The 21,043-nt window shown below is 39.0% G+C and carries 13 protein-coding genes; 6 read left to right on the forward strand and 7 right to left on the reverse strand.

The window, feature by feature from the left end; all coding sequences use genetic code 11:
* From ACNKXS_RS12790 to ACNKXS_RS12810, 5 genes are all read left to right on the forward strand, one after another.
* Positions 1-230: YtxH domain-containing protein (locus tag ACNKXS_RS12790; protein ID WP_417921177.1), on the forward strand; the 230-nt coding region annotated here is incomplete at its 5' end.
* A 139-nt stretch (positions 231-369) separates the two neighbouring features.
* A complete protein-coding gene (locus tag ACNKXS_RS12795) occupies positions 370-1,692 on the forward strand; it encodes a M28 family metallopeptidase (protein ID WP_417921256.1) in 1,323 nt (440 codons plus the stop codon).
* Between the two features lie 148 nt (positions 1,693-1,840).
* Positions 1,841-2,032, forward strand: coding sequence for a hypothetical protein (locus ACNKXS_RS12800; RefSeq protein ID WP_417921178.1), 192 nt, complete (start codon positions 1,841-1,843; stop codon positions 2,030-2,032).
* Between the two features lie 10 nt (positions 2,033-2,042).
* Positions 2,043-2,951, forward strand: coding sequence for a PRC-barrel domain-containing protein (locus tag ACNKXS_RS12805; RefSeq protein ID WP_417921179.1), 909 nt, complete (start codon positions 2,043-2,045; stop codon positions 2,949-2,951).
* A 105-nt stretch (positions 2,952-3,056) separates the two neighbouring features.
* Positions 3,057-6,278: a VPS10 domain-containing protein gene (locus ACNKXS_RS12810; RefSeq protein ID WP_417921180.1), complete on the forward strand. Its 3,222-nt coding sequence runs from the start codon at positions 3,057-3,059 to the stop codon at positions 6,276-6,278.
* 49 nt (positions 6,279-6,327) lie between these two features.
* Here the strand turns inward: ACNKXS_RS12810 and ACNKXS_RS12815 are convergent, their stop codons facing one another.
* Positions 6,328-7,293: an App1 family protein gene (locus tag ACNKXS_RS12815; RefSeq protein ID WP_417921181.1), complete on the reverse strand. Its 966-nt coding sequence runs from the start codon at positions 7,291-7,293 to the stop codon at positions 6,328-6,330.
* A 71-nt stretch (positions 7,294-7,364) separates the two neighbouring features.
* Here ACNKXS_RS12815 and ACNKXS_RS12820 point away from each other — a divergent pair, with 71 nt between their 5' ends.
* Positions 7,365-8,267, forward strand: coding sequence for a diacylglycerol/lipid kinase family protein (locus ACNKXS_RS12820; protein ID WP_417921182.1), 903 nt, complete (start codon positions 7,365-7,367; stop codon positions 8,265-8,267).
* Here ACNKXS_RS12820 and ACNKXS_RS12825 read toward each other — a convergent pair.
* The 6 genes from ACNKXS_RS12825 to ACNKXS_RS12850 form a co-directional block, all read right to left on the reverse strand.
* A complete protein-coding gene (locus tag ACNKXS_RS12825) occupies positions 8,242-9,165 on the reverse strand; it encodes a GyrI-like domain-containing protein (protein WP_417921183.1) in 924 nt (307 codons plus the stop codon). The two genes, ACNKXS_RS12820 and ACNKXS_RS12825, sit on opposite strands and share 26 nt — an antisense overlap.
* A gap of 1 nt (position 9,166) precedes the next feature.
* Positions 9,167-10,531, reverse strand: a complete 1,365-nt coding sequence (locus ACNKXS_RS12830; RefSeq protein ID WP_417921184.1) for a vanadium-dependent haloperoxidase — start codon at positions 10,529-10,531, stop codon at positions 9,167-9,169.
* A complete protein-coding gene (locus tag ACNKXS_RS12835) occupies positions 10,515-13,796 on the reverse strand; it encodes a VCBS repeat-containing protein (RefSeq protein WP_417921185.1) in 3,282 nt (1,093 codons plus the stop codon). Before ACNKXS_RS12835 ends, ACNKXS_RS12830 begins: the two co-directional genes overlap by 17 nt.
* Entirely contained in the window at positions 13,777-17,148 is a 3,372-nt protein-coding gene (locus ACNKXS_RS12840; protein ID WP_417921186.1) for a VCBS repeat-containing protein, read from the reverse strand. Before ACNKXS_RS12840 ends, ACNKXS_RS12835 begins: the two co-directional genes overlap by 20 nt.
* Before the next feature lies 1 nt (position 17,149).
* Entirely contained in the window at positions 17,150-20,425 is a 3,276-nt protein-coding gene (locus ACNKXS_RS12845) for a VCBS repeat-containing protein (protein WP_417921187.1), read from the reverse strand.
* A 105-nt stretch (positions 20,426-20,530) separates the two neighbouring features.
* Positions 20,531-21,043, reverse strand: a 513-nt coding sequence (locus ACNKXS_RS12850) for a RagB/SusD family nutrient uptake outer membrane protein (RefSeq protein ID WP_417921188.1), incomplete at its 5' end; no start/stop codon positions are given.

Raw genomic sequence — 21,043 nt, forward strand, 5'->3', positions numbered from 1 at the left:
TACTTGGATTACTATACGCACCGAAAAAAGGAACAGAAACGAGAAAAACTATTGCTGATACAAGCAACAGTTATATCAAAGACGCGAACAGAGGAATCAACGATTTTACAGATTCTCTTAGTCACAAAGTGGAAGCTCTTAAATCTAAGACTAAAGCAGGTTTCGCAAGCAATAAGTCTGAAGAAAAGATCAATCAGGCTAAAGCAGAAATGCACGAAATGCAAGCCTAATTTTTTTGGATCAAATCTATCAAGAAGTTAAAGCTCCGGTAATACCGGGGCTTTCTTATTTTATAGAGTTAAATAACTTCCCTATTTTTAAAAGAAATTTCCATTTATGATAAAAACTACCTTCAAGACTGCCATTCTAATGCTGGGTCTATGCACTATATCTAATACTTCTGAAGCTCAGGATACAGATGAAAAGATCTACGAAATCATTCAGAATGTAAGTGCAGATCGTATCGAAAACGATATTCGAAAACTCGCGGGTTTTGGTACACGAAACACTTTTAGCGACACAGTTTCTGAAACTCGTGGAATTGGCGCTGCCAGACGTTGGATAAAATCTGAATTCGACAAAATCTCTGCAGATTGTAACGATTGTCTAGATGTATTTTATCAAAAAGATTTCGTGACTCCGGAAGACGGACAAAGAATTCCTAAGGAGGCATGGGTAGTGAACGTAGTTGCGATCCAAAAGGGAAGCAAGTATCCTAACCGGTATGTCATCATGAGTGGTGATATTGATTCGAGAAATGGCGACACTATGGATTTCACTACAGATGCTCCCGGAGCGAACGATAATGCCAGCGGAATGGCTGGAACCATGGAAGCCGCAAGAGTCTTATCCAATTATGATTTTGAAAGCAGTATCATCTATGTAGGTTTATCTGGTGAGGAACAAGGTCTTTTTGGTGGTAAAGGTCTGGCTGAATATGCGAAAAAAGAAGGCTGGGATATCATAGGTATTCTTAATAATGATATGATCGGAAATATTGAAGGTGTAGATGGAGTGATTGACAACCGAAGTTTCCGAATATTTTCTGAACCAGTTCCACCAACCGAAACTGAAAACGAAAGAAGGATGAGAAGATTCTATGGTGGTGAAGTTGATGGAATCTCAAGACAACTTGCAAGATATATACATTCGAATGTTGAAACATATATGCCGGAAATGAACCCTATGATGATCTACAGGCTGGATAGATTTGGCCGTGGTGGGCACCATAGACCTTTCAATGATCTTGGATTTGCTGGGGTTCGTATCATGGAAGCTCATGAAAACTATAACAGGCAACACCAGGATATTCGAACCGAGAACGGTATAGAGTACGGTGACGTGGTATCTGGAGTGAATTTTGACTATGCTAAGAAATTAACGGCGGTAAATGCCATCAACCTTGCCTCACTGGCCTGGGCTCCACCAGCACCTAAAAAAGTTGAAATTGGAGGAATTGTTGAACCGAGTACAAAGTTGAAATGGGAATCAGTTGATGGTGAGATCGCTGGCTACAAGATCTATTGGAGAGATACTACTTCGCCGCAATGGCAATACTCAAGATTTGTAGGTAATGTTACTTCGTTTACTTTAGAGGGAATTGTAATAGATAATTACCTGTTTGGAGTTGCTGCAGTCGGTAAGAATGGCCATGAAAGTCTGGTTGTATTCCCAAGTGGCACGTTCAGATAAATTAGAATCAACCAACTATTAATGAAAAGCCAGAGCATTTGTCCTGGCTTTTTTTATGCGTTGTTTCTAATTAACAATACTTTACACAATACTTAAATCTTTTTGGCACTGCTCTGTAGTACTTTAGAATAACCAAAAAATCAACAATATGGCAGAAATAAAAATTAGAAAGAAAAAACCAGTATGGCCGTGGATTCTCGTAGTGATTATCCTCGCAATTCTTGCGTTCTTATATTTCTATGGAAGTATGGCTGAGAGCGATGATAATGAAATTGATGAGACTGATGATATTGCATTGATACTTGAGAACTCTAATGCAAACACTAACCTCCTAAGTTAAAAATCTAGTTATGAGTACAACAGAAAAACACCTGGTACATTTGAGCCAGCTAAAAGGATATAAAGTAGACAGTCATGATCATGATATTCGTGGATGGAAGCTACTGGATCGAGATAATAAGACAATAGGTAAAGTAGACAACCTACTGGTAAATAAAGAATTAGGAAAAGTAGTCTATGTAGATGTACAGGTAGAACAGGACATCATAGACAGGAACCATGACCCCTACTCCACTCCACATCAAAGTAAATTTAAGGAGTTCATCAACAAAGATGGTGAAAACCATATCATAATTCCTATTGGACTTATTGATATCAATGCTACTGATCAATATGTATTTACAGAGGGTATAGATTATCAGACTTTCGCCGAAACCAAACGTTATCGATCAGGTACAGATATTAGCAGAAACTATGAACATCATGTGTTGGGATCGTACAACAGAGACAGAGATTATAACATTCAAGATGATTTGCATAAAACGGAGAGCACTTATGGAGATAAATCCAGATTAAACGATGATCACGATCATGGGTATGATAAGCTTTCCGCAGAAGAGAGAAGAGTAGAAAGAGAACGGGAGAATATGCAATATTCTTCGAATGATCGTAAGGCTGCGGTGGATACAAGAATTGATACCGGCAGAGACGATCGACAATTTTTAGATCGTAAGCTTGGTGAAGAGGCAAATACTTCAGAGCACAGAACTTCGCAGGATGATTCCTATTCCGGGCGATCTGCGAATGAATTTAGAAAACCTATAGATGATCACCATCGTTCTCAGGACTTTCACGATAAACATACAGGGTTTAAACCTGAAAAGTCAATCGACGAATATCAGCACTGGCAACATGATGACAGGAATTTAGATGATCCTGAAGATTTTTATAATCGTAGGGAATTCAACAGAAGAAAATAATATAAAGGGACTTTAAAAAGTCCCTTTTTTTTTGGAGTTGTGTTTAAATTTCGATTGAGAGAAAATTGCTAACTTGAGATCATATTTAAAAATCTGAACATTTTCATGAGATATTCCTACCTGTTGAAGCTTTTTGCTTTAATAATTACCACTAATCTTACAGCACAGAACTTCGATCTTGAACTTTTTAAAAACAAAACTCCCCGAAATATTGGTCCTGCTGGAATGAGTGGACGTGTTACTTCCATAGATGTGGTTACTAGTGATCCTAATATCATGTACGCCGGGACAGCATCTGGCGGATTATGGAAGTCTACCAGTGCAGGTATTAAATGGGAACCTATATTTGACAATGAAGTTACTGCTTCTATAGGCGCTGTTGCGGTGCAACAATCAAATCCTTCGGTTATCTGGGTTGGAACCGGTGAAGGTAATCCCCGAAATAGTCTGAATGGTGGTTATGGAATTTATAAAAGTCTGGATGGCGGAAGAACCTGGACTAGTAAGGGCTTGGAAAAGACCCGTCATATTCACCGCGTTATCATACATCCCGATAATCCCGATATAATTTATGCCGCGGCAATAGGTTCACCCTGGGGTGCGCACGAAGAAAGAGGAGTGTACAAAACTACTGACGGTGGAGAATCCTGGAACAAAATTCTGTATACCAATAATCTTTCAGGTGCTGCAGACCTGGTGATGGATCCAAATAACCCCATTAAGCTGGTCGCGGCCATGTGGGAACATAAGAGAGATCCCTGGTTTTTTAAATCGGGTGGTGAAGGCTCCGGACTTTACATAACCTACGATGGTGGGAAGACCTGGAAAAAGAAAACAGAAAAGGACGGACTTCCCAAAGGAGATCTGGGTAGAATTGGACTTGCGATCGCAGCTTCAGATTCAAATATTATGTATGCACTGGTTGAATCCAAAAAGAATGCACTTTATAAATCTGAAGATGGTGGGTTTAACTGGAAAATGATTAACGATAAGGATGAAATTGGAAACCGACCATTTTATTATTCAGATTTGTTTGTAGATCCTCAGAATGAGAATCGCTTGTATTCCGTTTTTACCTACGTCAATGTTTCTGAAGATGGAGGAAACAGTTTTAAGGAATTGATGCCTGCCTATGGTGTAGACAATGGTATACATCCAGATCATCACGCCTTCTGGATTCATCCGGAAGATGGAAGTTTCTTGATGGACGGGAATGATGGCGGACTCAATATTTCTAAAGATCGAGGTAAGAGCTGGAGATTCGTAGCCAATCTTCCTGTGGCTCAATTCTATCATATTGCTGTGGATAATGAATTTCCTTACAACGTTTATGGTGGAATGCAGGATAATGGAAGCTGGAGAGGACCCGCTTATGTCTGGAAAGCACAGGGAATCCGAAATTCTTACTGGCAGGAAATTAGTTTTGGTGACGGCTTTGATGTTGTCCCAGACCCAGACAACAGCAGATATGGCTGGAGTATGAGTCAGCAGGGATATGTTAGCAGATACGATCATGAAACCGGAAATAACTATTCGGTTAGACCAACGCATCCAGATCCTGATGTTGAACTTCGATTTAACTGGAATTCTGCTATAAATATTGATCCGTTCAGTAATAATACTATTTACTTCGGAAGTCAATTTGTTCACAAAAGCACAGATAAAGGTTTAACCTGGGAAATCATTTCACCAGACCTAACTACTAATGACCCTGAAAAGCAGAAACAAACTGAAAGTGGCGGACTCACCATGGACGCCACCGGAGCTGAAAACTTTACCACCATACTGGTTATCGAGCCTTCTCCCCTAGAAGAAGATATGTTATGGGTTGGAACAGATGACGGGAAAGTTCAATATACCCGCGATGGAGGCGCGAGCTGGACAGATGTATCCACTAACTTACCAAAACTACCGGAAGGGAGCTGGATCGTACAGATCAAGGCCAGTAATAAGCGAAAAGGCGAGGCATTGCTAGTCGCAAATGATTATCGAAGATTCAATTATGAGCCTTATGCCTATAGAACCAGAAATTATGGGAAAAGCTGGGAGCGAATTGTTGGTAACGATGATACCGAAAGCTATGCTTTAAGCATTGTAGAAGACCCGGAAGAGGAAAATTTATTATTCCTGGGAACAGATGATGGCCTGTATATTTCACTTGATGCCGGTAAGAACTGGGAGAAATACACCCATGGTTTTCCTACAGTATCAGTAAAGGATTTGGTAATACACCCACGTGAGCATGATCTGGTAATTGGCACCTTTGGCCGTGCAGCATGGGTCCTTGACGATATTAGGCCTTTTAGAAAACTTGCAGGAGAAAATACGATTGTAGAGAATAAACTAAGCTTATTTGCACCACCTGTTGCCTATCACAATGCTACACAGCAACCAACTGGGAGCAGATTTGGTGGGGACGCGGTCTATCAGGGCGAAAATAGAGAACAGGGAGCACCAATCTCTTACTTTATTAGAATCGATTCTTCGGAAGAGCAAAATAAAGTTGACAAAGCGAATGTTTCAGAAGATAAAGCTGAAGATGAGGAGCAAGATAAAAAAGCTGATGCCGATAGTATAAATCTGAAAATCTACGATGCAGACCGTTTAATAAGAACTTTGAAGCAGAAGGCGCCTAATAGCACTGGTATTTACACTATGAGATGGTATCTTGACGAAAAGGGATCAGACAGGCCTTCAAGATCTATCAGAGAATCGAAACGAGAACCAGGCGGTGTTGCTGTAAAACCGGGGAATTATCGCCTCGTAATGAGTTTTAACGGAGAAACTTCTGAAGAAATGATAGAAGTAAAGACAGATCCTCGTCTGGAAGTTTCAGAAAAGAGTATTTCAGAAGTATATGAAGCTGGCCAGAAGATCGAGAAATGGCAACAAACCGCTGCAGATGCGGTAGAGCAATTAGTGCAGAGTAAGAACACCGCAGAAAATTTCGCGGAAGATCTTAAACAAAACCTGGAAGATACTGCAGAAAGGAAGTCGGCATTAAAGAGTGTAGATTCCATTACCAAAAGACTTGAGGAACACATAGCGCTGTTTCTAGGGAAAGTTGATGACAGACAGGGAATCACACGAAACAGAGAGAATACAGTGATGAACAGGCTTGGTACAGCATCCAGTTATGTAAGATCCAGGCAGAATGGTATCACAAAAACTGAAGAGATCCTTATGAACCAGGCGCGGGAACAACTTCAGGCAGCTTTAAATAAAACAAATAAATTCTATCAGGAAGAATGGCCAGATTTCAAGGCAGAAATAAAACAAATAGAAATGTCGGCTTTTAAAGAAACCCAAATATTTGAAATAGAATAAATAGATTAAAAGCTCTTCTCCGGAAGGGCTTTTTTTTTGTTAATGCATCCTAAATGATTCCGATCTTATCAGAATGATCGATCGCCGTTTTACTATCCTGGAAATAACAGGTATTAACATCCATACTTTCAATATTGGCTAACACTTTCTGAACCGCTTTTTTTGGTGATTTGGAAGTCTGCCGAATGTAGATCGCTCTAATATTCTTTGGAAATGTTTTACAGATTCGTTCGTACAAATAAGGATCATGCTGAGAGTCATCACCTAAAAGGACATATTCCAGATGTGGATAAAAGGATATAATATCTTTTATCTTCACGAACTTATGATCGTGATCTCCCCTACCCGTTTTAATAAAGTCCATCAACCCGGTCTTGATCTGCTTTAATTTGATCACAGCTTTGGGAAGATCATGCAGCCGTGCAAATTCATCAATAAAATCGTACAGATTCCATTCGCTGGATGACACATAGAAAAATGAATTAAAAGAATTATCTTCTTCTCTACCAGCCCTGCTCAGCTTATGATAATGATCCTTTACCTCTTCAAATATCTTACGATTGTTGATATTCTTAGATAGCATTACGTAGATCTTTTTAAAGAACTTACTGCTGTGAGAAACAAGGAAAGTATCATCAATATCTGAAATGATGGCAAGCTTGCCCGGATGTGGTTTTAAAAGCTCACCTTTTTCTATCATTCCAATCTCACCTGTATTGCAAATAACTTCATACTCGTGCCATCCTGGCTCTATCTTAGAGTGATAGGGTACGGTAAATCTAAAATATCCGTCTTCCTGAGTTTTAGTTTTAACCTCAAGATCCTGGAATTTTAAATGGACCTCATAATTAGGGAGCGGTTCAATGCGGAATTTGTGAAGTAAAGCATAAGCGTGCTTAATTCCCTTTCTGTCAACACTATACTTATCTGGAGCCCAGGACTGGAACAGATGTCCAAAAACGACTAATTCTTCTTCATTTACGTAACCCCGATAAAGTTTAAGATCAAGCTTCAAAATTTGGCCTTTTTTTAAAATCACTTCCGTTCCAAAATACTTAATTTTAGATGTATTTCAACCAATAACACATGAATTTTAACCAAGTTTTATTGATAGTTAACCCTATTTCTGGTGATCTGGATAAAAAGCAGATCATCCAGAAGGCACGTGATTATGCGAAAACCAATCAAATAACTATACATCTTTTCGCTACTACTGGTGAGGAGGATGTTAAGAAGATTCAGGATCGTTTGGATTCGCTCAAGATTGAAAGAATCATTGCAATTGGGGGGGATGGGACCATTAATCTGGTAGCCAAAGCGATCAAAAGCTATGGCATTCCCCTGGGAATAATTCCTGCAGGATCTGCAAATGGATTAGCTACAAATTATGGGATCCCCGAATCTCTTGAAGAACAGGTTAAAATAGCCTTTGGTGATGCTATTTTTGAAATGGATTTGCTAAACATTAACGATGATATCTGTCTTCATCTCAGTGATCTTGGCATCAATGCTGAACTTATTCAAAATTATGAAGAATCCCGATTTCGAGGGAAATTCGGGTATTTACTGCAATCACTTCCAACATTGCTAACGAGTGAATATCCTTTTGAGTTTGAGGTAGAAACCAATTTTAAAAAACAACAAACCAGCGGTGTGCTTCTCGCTATTGCGAATGCAAACAAATATGGTACCGGGGCCAATATCAATCCCAATGGGAAGATGAACGACGGTAAGTTTGAGATCATTATTTACAGAAAACTAGACCTTGCAGAGATTATTAAGACCATACGCAATGAAACCGATGTTAATTCAGATGTTGTTGAAACCTTTCAGGCTGAGGAAGCAAAGATCATCTGCAAAACGCCCGTAGCCTTTCAGATTGACGGGGAGTTTAAAGGAGAAAGTTCCGAAGTAATCATAAGTATTATGAATGAAAAACTAAAGGTTGTGGTACCGGCAGAATTTAATTCTCAGGCTCTACAGGCATAAAGATCTCAGCTTTCCAGCTTAATGCTTCCCCACCAGTTTTAGGATTGTTCCAGAAGATCTCCAAGGGTAAGTTACTTGTTTTAAGATCCCTCTTTTTAGCTTCAGAAAGCAATTGGTGCCAGGCCAGATCTGAACTTCTGTAATTACCATTATAGATCGCTTTCAAAGATGTAGTAGCTGGAAATTGCTGAAATTCTATAAATGTATTGGGCCTTATATCCTGGGCAAGATTCACCGGGAAACAAAAATCATAATCTATAGTACCGGCCTCCTGATCCCAGTCTTGGATCTTTACAAATGGATATCCGGTAAGTTTTAATTTATGGGAAATCTGAAAATCTTCAAGATAGCCAATATCCCTGACCATTTGCATTGCCTTGTTCTCAACCTTGATATCTTCAGCAGGTTTGCAAATACAATCCAATGCCGGGGAGTAAACAATACTGTCTACTACCTGCACTTTATAAGCCGCCTGTTTCTTTAGTAGCTCCTTACCAAATTGGAGAAAAGAATTTTCAAGACTATCAATATACCTGCTTTCAGCAAATGGATTTAAAATAGCGAGTCTGTTCTGTATTTTCTCATTAGATGTTACATTAACAGATATACTGGTAACTGTATCAGCCTGATTTTCCAATTCCCAAAGAAGCTCGAGTTCCTGATCACCAAATTGCAAGGTCTGTTTTAGTGCCTCATACCCTTCAGTTTGCTGATTCGAGACTATAGGTTCACCATCAAAAATGCTATAACTTTCTATTTTTTTAAGTTCTTGCTGAACCATGGCAGGCGAATGATTTGCCTGAAATCTAAACTGATAATCGTATTCTTTTATAAATAAAAACCACGCCAGACTAAGGAGTAAAACACCCAGCAGGATAGTAATAAACTTCTTGATCATACTATTTGGAAGCTAATTCAGAGTTTTCAGAAGATTTTGTCATTTGAAGATTTTCGATGACATATTTTCCCAGATCCTGTCCCTGGGTCATCCCAACTTCAATGGCAGCCCGGTAATGAATTCCTCCATACAATCTACTGTTCGCTGCCTCCTCTGAAGCTTTATTAAACGATTCAAAGCTTCTAACCGGTAGTCCATAATCTACTTCAGTATCATCATCAAAAGCGAAGTTATCACCAAAAATATCTGTCAAGGCCGTGGCAGCAGCCGCAGAAATTACAGAATGTCCACTTGTATACTCAGGAAATGGCGGAGTTTGAAGTACAGATGTCCAGTTCTCATCTATATATTTATTGATAACAGTTTCAGGTCTCACAAGGTTGCTCCGGTACTTCTCATCCCAGCAGCTAATGAAACCATCTGCGATAGCTATGGCAGTCTTAGAATACGCATAAACAGACTTGCTGAAGTCGGCTTCATCCTTCTCGCAGGCAATTTTTACAATTCCCATCCAGTGACCTCCTGGAGTGATCTTTTTAGTAGCGAACATTAAATGCCCTCGTAATATCGAAACATAGGGATTACAGTCCCAGAACTTGGCGATTGCCATTTCTTCGCTGTTATCCTCATCTTTTGCGATTTTCTCTCTAATATTATAAACCTCCATGAGTTCTGTATGAAATCTTGAACCTTCTTCCATAGAAAATTCTGGTGGTGGCGCTGGTCTAAACTGGTCCGCATCCTCTATCACAAAGGGTCTTATTTTCATCCAATGCGGTTCGATCCCATCCATGTAAGAAGGTGGCGTTGGCTGCCATCTGCTTTCATCATCTGTAAGAATAGAAAATTTAGGCATGGTTCGGGTTTCAGAATAGTTATCCTGTTTCAACCAATCTTTTATATGAGCGGCCACCCTTTTCCCGTATGCTTCAGAAACCTTAAAGGATCTCTCATTCGTATTTTTCCACTTCGTGAAGAGACTATCACTTTTAACCCTCACTCTATCTTCTGAAAATACCAGGCTGGTTGCGATGTCGTAAAATGCCACAATTGCGGCCACTTCCGGGTTTGTAAGATTCGATTCTGGAGTTGGAACTTCCTCGAGATTGGTTAATTGTCCTGAAAGACTCTGGTAATTCTCATCAAATTGAGCCATGACTTCATAAGCAGCAATATTGGAATAAGCATATACTCTACTTGCCACCGGTGGGGAAAAAATATCGTGCACCATCGTTTTACTGATGTGCTCATTAGCAGCATGAAAATCATCTGCTGTCACGACAATCTCTTTCTCTTCCTGTGCACAGGAAATGAAAAGAAGCAGACAACACGATATACTGGTAATTATTTTAAAAACTGAATTCATAGATTTCAATTTCTGAATTATTTATGGTCACTATAAGATAGGACTTGTTTGAAATTTCAATAATCGAAAAATCTTTAACAGATTTTTGTGATAAATTTAAACCAATTTCATAAGAATCAAGAATTTTATCCTGATTTAACATCAGCATTCCACCCATCGCATCAAATCTACCATGATAAGGCGTTATCCCGAAATAATTACCGCCTACCAAAACTTCAGTCCTGCCATCTTTATTAAAATCATAACTGAGCATCGCACGTATGGGAGCTATTTGTAGTTCATCTTTAAAAGCCCGGAAACTGAATTTCCCGTTGTTATTCTCCATGTAGCCGGAAGATAATGTATGTACTTCCAGCAGGCTTGCAGAGTTCAGTTCATTTTCAGAAAAGATTTCGTCAATGCTTTTACCAGCATAGTCTTTATATTGAGTGAACTTCTTGCGCATTTGGTTCAACTGTGCGCTCAATTCATCAAGACCATACGGCATATAATACTTCCCATCTTTTTCCATTGCCAGGATGGTTTCAGTGAGGCCATTCTGATCAAAATCTTTGTAATATAATTTCAAAGGATGTTCTGCCGAAGCTTTTAGTTTGGTATTAAGACCCCAATTCCCCAAAAGGTAATCCATATCACCATCGTGATCAATATCTGATGCAATCAAGGTTTGCCATAATCCATTTAACTGCATATTTTCCAGTGCAGCCGATTTCTCAAATGTTCCATTATTATTTTCCAGGATTTGCGGAGACATCCACTCGCCTACCATCATCATATCCAGATCATTGTCACCATCAATATCTGTCCAGATCATATCGTTCACCATACCAATGTTCTCAAAGATCTCTGGCTGTACTTCAGTGAATTTTCCGTTATCATTTCGTAATAACACCGACTTTGGGATCGCTCCATACTGGTAATTTTGTGCATTACTGCCAATGAAAATATCCAGATCACCGTCATTATCATAGTCGGCAGTTTTAATCACAGAAGAATTAAGGAATAGTTCAGGAAACAACTCTGACTCCTGGAAATCTCCTTCTTTAGAATTATAATAGATTCTGTCCTTCAGCCACCGATTTTTGCCAACAGACTCTCCTCCACCAGAGGCGATTAGGATATCCTGGAGTCCGTCACTATTCAGATCAGCAATAGAAATCGATGCGTCTTCAGCCAATGAATCACTGATTAATGCTTTAAAATTCTTTTTTCTGAAATTGCCTTTTTCCTGATAATAGACAACTGAAGGCTGAAACCTGGAAGCACCAAAAATGATGTCATCTTCCCCGTCGTTATTTAGATCTGCTACCTTAACAGCAGGTCCAAGATCTGAAGTTTGATGTGGTATTAACTTTTGCACATCAAAATCATTATAAGTATTCTCCTTATGCTCATAATCGATCCCAAAGTTTTCACTGCTTTGGAATTGAAATTTGCTTCGGGTTTTAAATATTTCAGCAGTATTGATGCTATCATTCGCATTGGAAAACCTTAGCGAAAGAGTAGAATTCAGCGCTGGTGAAATAATGAGTTGAGAACGATTTCCAGGCCAGATAATTCTTAAACTATCCACAGTCTCCCCTTGTTTTAAACCGAAATGCATCAAAGGTTCTGATGAAGACTGAAAAGCTTTAGTGGTATATAACTGTCGAACTTGAGCAGCTTCAGAAGTATAAATAATCGCTTTTGCACCTATTCCGAAGGAATTCAAATCTGATCCCTGAAGTTTCAGTTTTAAATAATTTCCTTCAGCAAAATCATTAATATAGACACTGGCAGGTGCATTTATGTTATTGGTCACAATATCGATATCGCCATCATTATCCAGATCGCCATAAGCCACTCCGGTTGAAATAATGGAATCATTTGCAATCCAATTATTGGTTACATTTTCAAACTGTCCTTTCCCGGAACCCTTAAATACATAATTTGTCACAGCTCCGGAAGGCATTTTGTCGAGCACTTCGTTATCCACGATTGTGGTTTTATCCAGTTTCTTCTGAATTTGCTCGTTAGAAGTATACTTCACGTAATCCAGATTATTAGGACGTCTGGGAATCCCGTTACTTATAAAAAGGTCCAGAGATCCATCCTGATTGAAATCTGCAAACAGAGGTCCCCAACTCCAGTCGGTAGCCGCTACTCCACTCATCAAGGCTGTTTCTGCAAAGAACTCACCGCCTTTATTGATCTGTAGCATATTGCGGGTGTACTGCGGGTGATAACCCAGTTTCTCTATGCGAAAGCGGTCAAGGTTTACATTATCATCTCCTGCGGAAGATTTTAGAACGGTCTCGTCTTCTGGTAGCATGTCTAGCGTGATCAAGTCTAAGAATCCATCATTATTAATATCTGCTGCGTCATTTCCCATAGAAAACCTGGATGTATGACCAAACCTTGTTTTCAATTCCTCGCTGAAGGTACCGTCCCCGTTATTGATGTAGTAGTAATCATCTTCATGAAAATCATTTCCTATATAAACATCTGTAAAACCATCATTATTAAAATCGGCAGTAGTGATTCCAAGTCCGTAAGAGTTTGCTCCACCATAGATTCCAGCCTGTAAACTAATGTCCCGAAATTTACCATTCTCGTTCAGCATCAATTTATCGCCGCTTTCGTAAACACGGTTGTTGCGAATATTTGCCGGCCCAAATGATTCATTCGTATGCACGGCATGATTCAGAATATATGCATCGAGATCACCATCATTGTCAAGGTCAAAAAATGCAGTCTGGGAACTGTAGGTGTCCAGATCGAGACCATACTCAGCAGCACTTTCGGTAAAAGTAAGATCACCGTTATTGATGAATAATTCGTTGTGGCCGCGAAACCCATTAACGCCAACGACTGCAGAAACGTAGATATCTAATAATCCATCGCCGTTAACATCGGCCATAGTAGTACCCGTATTCCAGCTACTTTGACCACCAACTCCAGCCGTTGCAGTAATGTCATCAAATTTTAAAGATCCTTTATTGAGATACAACCGATTTAGAACCTGATTACCAGTAAAATAAATATCCGGAAGTCCGTCGTTATTAATGTCGCCAATACTTACTCCACCTCCATTGTAGAAATAGAGATAATCCAGAATGTTCTGGTCCCGGGTTTCTGTAAGCTCATTGACAAAATCGATCCCAGTTACCTTAGCTTCAGGATTACTAAAAAACAGTGATTCCTGCTCCTTTTCTTTGTCCTTACTACAGGAGAAAGCAAAAATAAGCAGGGAATAAAGAAAGAATCTACTGATTGCTGATTTCAAAAATTCGAGGTTTTTGGTCGTTAATAGCAGCGATTATAAAAGTCTTACCATTCTTATCACGAATACGTTTCAGGTACTTGACTTCGTCCCGAATATGGAATCCACTTTCTTTAAAATCTTTCCATTCAAAATTCATCTCACCATTGCCAAGCAATACGCTTCCATAGCCAGCATCAAGTCGGCTAAATTGTGGTTTGAATTCAAAATCATTTCCGGCCATTACCAAGTCAAGATTTCCGTCATTGTTCACATCTACGCAGGAAATCCCGCAAACGCAAGAGAACTGAACTCTTCCTGGAAGTTTCTGAATCTTAAACTGACCTGTTCCATCATTAATAGCAATAATAGTTTCTGAAATATTTGCCTGCTTCACAATGGAATTCTGAATCTTTTGATCAGGAATTAATTCCTGCACGGTTTTCTTAGCGTATTCTGAAGCTTTTATATTTTCCTTTTTTAGAAAAACCAGCTGAGAGATTATCTCTTTTTTCATATGCAATGGATAATCTTTTCCATCTTTATCCAAAGTTACGATCTGCTCGATAGTTCCGTTATCATCGTAATCGTTGACCCATAGCTTCATTGGGTTTTCAAAACTTGTCTCATAGGCAAGATTGGCTCCCTTATTCCCCAGAACCAGGTCCATATCGCCGTCATTATCCAGATCTGCAGCTTCCACCGTATTCCACCATCCAGTATACTTTTCCAGGTCATTCTTAAGCAAGCTTAATCTTTTTCCGGAATTTGTATACACATGAGGCGAACCCCAATCTGAAACTGTGACCAGATCTTTTTTACCGTCGCCATCTATATTTTCCCAGGTTGCATCGGTAATCATCCCTGCATATTTCACATCATAAGCGACCCTTTCAGTAGCGTTAACAAATTCACCATTCCCTTGATTTTCGAGAAATAAATGCTGTGGATCAATTCCATAATTTACCGCAACACTTCTGGATCCTATAAAGATATCCACATCGCCATCGTTGTCGAAATCATGAGGAGCAATCGTCGCCACATTTTGTTCTACAGAAGGGATCTTCGCCTGCGTTGGTTTAAAATTCCCTCGACCATCGTTCAGGTAAAGTCTAGGACGGTAATTCGTCGATTCACCAATCTCATTCCCTCCAGAGCCAATCATTAGATCAATATAACCGTCGCCGTTTGCATCAAAAAACGCTGCTGCAGTATCTTCGAACATCGCATCGGCTGTTAAAGCGGGTTGATGCATCTTCTGCAGATTTCCATTTCCACGATTCAGATAAATAGTTCCAGCTTGTTTTTTAGCCCCTCCAATAAAAACATCCTCATTTCCATCATTATTGATATCACCAACTGCCATGGCCGGACCTTCCTGACTCAATTTTTTGTAGATCATTCCTTCAAAGTCAAAATCGGTATATTGATTTTCTGAATGACTTTCCAGTTGATCGTTGGAAACTTCGGTAAGCAGAGTTTTTGAATTTGTTTGTTTCCTGATCGTAAATTGATCCTTAGCTTCGGAATGATCCAGAACCAAAGTTTGATTGGTTTTCACATTTTCAAGCAATTGAGTCGCGTTGTCTGGCCAGATCACTCTCAAGGAGTCTAGATTTTGTTTCTTACCTAGGCCAATATTCATCACATAATCCATGGAGGACTGAAAGCCGCGAGATGGATTTTGATCCTGTATAATGATCTCATCACCTGCATATATTTTGACAACAGCTCCAATCGCAAACCTATTCTTATCACCTCCTTCCAGCTTAATTCTAAGGTAATTGTGATCTGCGATTTTTTCAGAATTGTTTCTGTAAATAAAGGAATTCATATTTACGTTATTTACGACCAGATCAAGATCTCCATCATTATCAAGATCACCATAGGCGCTGCCGTTACTAAGACTTGGCAAACCTAATCCCCATTCTTCAGCTTTATTCTTAAATTTCAGATTACCCTGATTTTGAAAAGCATAATTAGGCAGTTTGGTTACCGGCATCTTATTGATAATGGAATCGATTGCTTCCTTTTTACCAGTTAATGCCATTTTCTGAATGATCTCATTGGCAAAGAATTCAACAAAATCGAGATCGGTTAGATCATGATTAATTCCGTTGGTGACATATATATCACGGTTTCCATCATTGTCCATATCAAAGATAAGTCCTGCCCAACTCCAGTCTGTACTTTCAACACCGCTAAAATGAGCGATCTCTGCAAATGACTCATTCCCATTATTTAATTGCAGGGTATTATGAATGTATTGCTGAAAAAAATCCTTGCTTTGCTTCAGTTTAAAGACGTTATACCCTTCAAATTCCATCACAGATTTTACTCTTTCTTCAGAATCGGGAAGCATGTCGGTAATAAAAATATCCGCAAAACCATCATTATTGATATCTGCCATATCCACTCCCATCGCAGAAAGAGATAAATGCTGAGTCCAGTTTTCAATCTCTTCAGTAAAAGTACCATCCTGATTATTGATATATAAATAATCACGCTCGTAGAAATCATTGGATACATAAATATCTGGATACAAGTCGTTATTAAAGTCACTAACCATCACTCCAAGACCAAAACCTATCAAACTTCCGAAGATACCAGCCTCCTCACTCACATCGGTAAAAACGCCATCATCATTTCTTAGCAGCATATCTCCTACTCCTCTAAAAATTTTAGGCACTCCTTCCCAGTCCTGTGCTCGAATATTTCTTTGCTCGGCAAAGCCAAGAGTGCTCACTGGTATGTTGGAATTATTCAAAATATAGGCATCCAGATCACCATCCTTGTCATAATCAAAAAAGGATGCATGTGTGCTAAATCCGGTTTCTGCCAGGTTAAATTCCTTAGCTTTTTGAGTAAAAGTTAGATCTCCATTATTTATATACAAATCGTTATCATGATTGTCGCCTTCCATATTTCCGGCATTACTCACGTAGATATCGAGGAGTCCGTCATTATTGATATCGACCATATTGACTCCGGTCGACCATGGCTTGTTACCTTCCACGCCCGCAGATTCACTAATATCTTCAAACTCAAAATTACCCTTGTTGAGATACAATTTATTCGGTTTCATATTAGCGGTTAGGTAAATGTCTGGAAGTCCATCATTATTGATATCTCCAACGGCAACACCACCACCATTATAAAAGTTCCGGTATTTGAAAATATTGAAGTCTGGCTGATTCTTAACTTCGTTTATAAAATCAATTCCTGTTTCTTCTGGAAGCATTTCAGTAAATAGAGTATTCTGAGAGCGAATATTTTCTACGGAATCATCCTCCTCTTTTTTTGTATCTGAATCGCAAGAGACTAAAAATATTGAAAAGCAAATTGCTAAAACCTGAAAGTACCTGGTTCTATTCATTTTAATTCGTTGATTTTAAAATTACAGGGGAATCATTATTCCTGATGATGATCACATATTCCTGATTTCCCACACATATTTTCCCAATGTCACGTGCCGCCCCGGAGATCGCTGGAAATTCTTTCGAAACTGTAAAATTTGCGCTGCCATCATTTAATAGTAAAACACCGTGTGAGGCATCTAATCTACCTAATTGAGTGCTTATTTCATAGTTATTTCCTGCCAAAAGAATGTCATGGAAACCATCAGCATTATAATCTGAAACTTCTATAGACATCATTGGTGAAACCTGAGCTTCAAAAGGTAATTCATGTTTTTTGAACGTTCCATTTCCAAGATTTTCGAAATAGCAGGACGCTAATTCTGTGACGTTTTTCACTTGTGCTTCTTCTAATTTTTCCTTCGGAAATATTTCTGAAAGCTTTGCGTTTGCAAACTGTTCATAGGTATTAAATCTTTTCTTCAAATATGGTAGTTGTTGTTCCAGTTCATCTTTTGAAGCAAATACGGTTTGTTCACCTTTATAAAAATATGTTAAAATAGGATCTGAAGTGGCATTCCCATCAAAGTCGTTCAGGTAAAGATTTACGGGCTCGTCCCGTGTTGCCGTAAGCCTGGAATTAAGACCCCAATTTCCAACTACAAGATCAAGGTCACCGTCATTATCAAAGTCGGCAAGCTCAAGATCATTCCACCACCCTTTAAAATCTGATAAATTGCTTTCCATATTCGAAAAGGACTTCCCGTTATTATTGAGAAAGATCATCGGCCCGTTCCAATGTCCTGCCAGTATTAGGTCCAAATAGCCATCTCTGTTAAAATCAATCCATTTCGAAGTTTGAACGCTCCCGGGAAGTTCTTTGAAATATTCCCTTGTGGCATCTCTAAATTGACCATTATTGTTAATCCAAAGAAATTGCTTTGAGCTGGAACCAAATTCATGCGGTTTGAGGTTGGATGAAATAAATATATCCTGAAATCCGTCATTATTGACATCTGCCACACTAACTCCTGAAGCATTTAAGGAAAGTCCTTTAAAATTAATGCTGTCTTTTCTGAAATGTCCATTTTCATGCACATATAGTTTTGGCTGAATTGCTTCGCCAGACCTAAATTCATTTCCACCACTTACCACCAGTATGTCCAGATCGCCATCATTATCGTGATCGAGTATGGCGATGCCGGTGTTTTCTGAAATGGCATCTGCCTCAAATGCTGAAGTCTCCAATTTCCTGAAAGTTTCATCTTTCTGGAAAAAGACCTGTAGCGTCTGTGACTTGCCACCTCCCAGAACCAAATCTATATTTCCGTCTCCATTTAAATCCCCAGTCGCCAAGGTTGGTCCTGGGTTTGAATACGCAAACAAGCTTAACGTTTGTCTATTAAAGTCAAGACTTGCCTGTTCAATATGCTTATAATTTAAAATAGAATCAGTTTCAATTATATATCGTGGAAACTCTACCCTTTCCTTTTTATTCTTTTGTGAAGCTGAATACCTTAAAACTATTTTTTGATTCGATTTCACCTTTTTTAATACCGTTTTACTGCCATCATACCATTTAACAGTAACAGAATCCACTATTGTATTCGTTCCTAAACCAAAGTGCAAACCTGGAGCGATTGAAGACAGATAACCTCTGCTCAGGTAGTGTTCTTTCATCTGCCTTACTTCCTTTGTATGAACAGTGACCTTGGCTCCAATCCCAAATCTATTCTTTTCAGGACCCTGCAGATCGACCTTTAAAAAGTTGCTTTTTGTCGTAGTATTCTCATAAATAAAAGGGGCATCGTTAGTATTATTGGTAACCAGATCGAGATCGCCATCATTATCCAGATCTACATAAACACTGCCATGACTAAAGCTTTCCTGAGCAGGTAACCACTCTTCAGAAACATTTGTGAACTTCTGTTCACCGGTATTCTTGAAAATATAATTAGCAACCTTTTTTTCGGGAAGGCGCTTAGTAAGATTTTCAAGATCTATTTTTTCACCAGTACTAATTTGCTGCTGAATTTCTTCCGTAGAAATGAATTTTATATAATCCATATTATTGGTGGCACCTTTAATACCATTGGTGATGAATAGATCCTGATGCGAATCGTTATCAAAATCTGCAAACAAGGCACTCCAGGACCATTCGGTCGCAGCAACACCACTCAGATAAGCTACTTCAGAAAACTTCAGATCACCGCGATTAATGTGCAGCGTGTTTTGCATATACTGCGGTGCAAATCCATTTCTTAAGTAATTGGAATATGTTTGAAAAGGAAATTCCAATCCGGAAGTCTTGTAGGTATGCAGGTCTTCAGGAAGCATATCAAGTGATACAATATCTGCCAGGCCGTCGTTATTCATGTCGGCAATGTCATTCCCCATGGAATAATGCGATGTATGACCTAGACTCTGTGGGCTGCTGGTTATTAAATCCTGAAAAGTACCGTCCTGTAGATTGACATACACATAATCGTTCTCGAAGAAATCATTTCCAACGTAGATATCTGGATAATTGTCATTATTTAGATCACCAACGGCGACACCCAAACCATAGCCCGTAGGACCCTGAAATATTCCTGTTTCTGAGGAAACGTCTACAAATTTTGTCCCTTCATTTCTAAAGATTCGATCTCCTGCACGGGCATCGAATGAAATTCTTTTACTGCCTCGACCATAATTTCTATTGGGATGAATGGAATGATTGAGTAAGAACAGTTCCAGGTCACCATCCAGATCATAATCCAGGAAAACTGATTGAGTAGAAAAGCCACTGAAATCCAGACCGTATTCCTTAGAGCTTTCTTTAAATTTTAGATTTCCTACGGAATCAACTCCTTCATTCACGTATAATAAGTTATGACCTTCCAGACCTTCGATTCCTGCGACTTTAGAAATATAAAGATCCATAAGCCCATCATTATTAATATCGATATTGGAAACGCCAGTAGTCCATCCTATAGAATTATCAATATTACTTTGAGCAGTTACATCCTGAAACTTAAAATCTCCGAGATTGAGATAGAGTTTATCTGATGCTTCATTGGAGGTGAAATATAGATCTGGAAGTCCATCATTATTATAATCTGCAGTAGCGACTCCAGCGCCATTATAGTAATATAAATAATTAAGGATGTTCAACTTAGAGTCCGGATCAAGCTCATTGCTAAAATGAATTCCGGTTGATTCACTGCTTTTTTTTATAAAAAGAGTTTTCTTTTTCTCACAGGCTGAGAACAGGATAAAGATTAAAATGAAATATGTAAGCCGAATGGCTTTCTGCATAACAAATCGCGTTGAGGAGCAGGTTGAAAGGTAAAGAATTTTAACAAATGTATAACAAAAAAAAGAGGACTAAAATAGCCCTCTTTTCATTCAATTTTTAAAAGTTTAGTAACCCTCGTTCTGAGTTAAATTCGGGTTAGATATAATCGCCGATGCCGGGATTGGATATAATGTTCTGTAATCTTCAGAAGCATCTTTATAGCCCCATGCTTCAGTAAACTTACCAAAACGGATCAGGTCATTTCTTCTCCAGAATTCAGAGTAAAGCTCTCTACCACGTTCATCGATAATATCTTCAGAAGTAACTGAACTAAGAGGAGAAGCCTTACGTATCGTTCTAAGTTCATTTACCAGTTCTGTAGCGTCTCCACCACCACCGTTAAGTGCAGCTTCAGCTTTCATAAGATGAGCATCTGCATATCTGAAAACGATCTTGTGCCCGGTGAAAGAACCATTCGTTGGGTGGTACTTGATCACACGAACCCCGGTAGACTGACCATTACCTAAAAGTCCTGGAAGTTCTTTTGTAAAACTAAGATCTTTACCAGCTTCAGCCTGTAGTTTAGAACCATCGATCCCGTATTGCTGACCTACTAGCATCCCAAATCCTATTTGAGA

Origin of the sequence: Christiangramia marina, from assembly GCF_048285865.1 — a bacterium.
In the GTDB taxonomy this organism is placed as follows: domain Bacteria; phylum Bacteroidota; class Bacteroidia; order Flavobacteriales; family Flavobacteriaceae; genus Christiangramia; species Christiangramia marina.

Bases quoted from the DNA above. Each gene is read 5' to 3' on its own strand.
- ACNKXS_RS12795 (WP_417921256.1), top strand. From the start codon at position 370: ATGCTGGGTCTATGCACTATATCTAATACTTCTGAAGCTCAGGATACA.
- ACNKXS_RS12800 (WP_417921178.1), top strand. From the start codon at position 1,841: ATGGCAGAAATAAAAATTAGAAAGAAAAAACCAGTATGGCCGTGGATT.
- ACNKXS_RS12805 (WP_417921179.1), top strand. From the start codon at position 2,043: ATGAGTACAACAGAAAAACACCTGGTACATTTGAGCCAGCTAAAAGGA.
- ACNKXS_RS12810 (WP_417921180.1), top strand. From the start codon at position 3,057: ATGAGATATTCCTACCTGTTGAAGCTTTTTGCTTTAATAATTACCACT.
- ACNKXS_RS12820 (WP_417921182.1), top strand. From the start codon at position 7,365: ATGAATTTTAACCAAGTTTTATTGATAGTTAACCCTATTTCTGGTGAT.
- ACNKXS_RS12825 (WP_417921183.1), bottom strand. From the start codon at position 9,165: ATGATCAAGAAGTTTATTACTATCCTGCTGGGTGTTTTACTCCTTAGT.
- ACNKXS_RS12830 (WP_417921184.1), bottom strand. From the start codon at position 10,531: ATGAATTCAGTTTTTAAAATAATTACCAGTATATCGTGTTGTCTGCTT.
- ACNKXS_RS12840 (WP_417921186.1), bottom strand. From the start codon at position 17,148: ATGAATAGAACCAGGTACTTTCAGGTTTTAGCAATTTGCTTTTCAATA.
- ACNKXS_RS12845 (WP_417921187.1), bottom strand. From the start codon at position 20,425: ATGCAGAAAGCCATTCGGCTTACATATTTCATTTTAATCTTTATCCTG.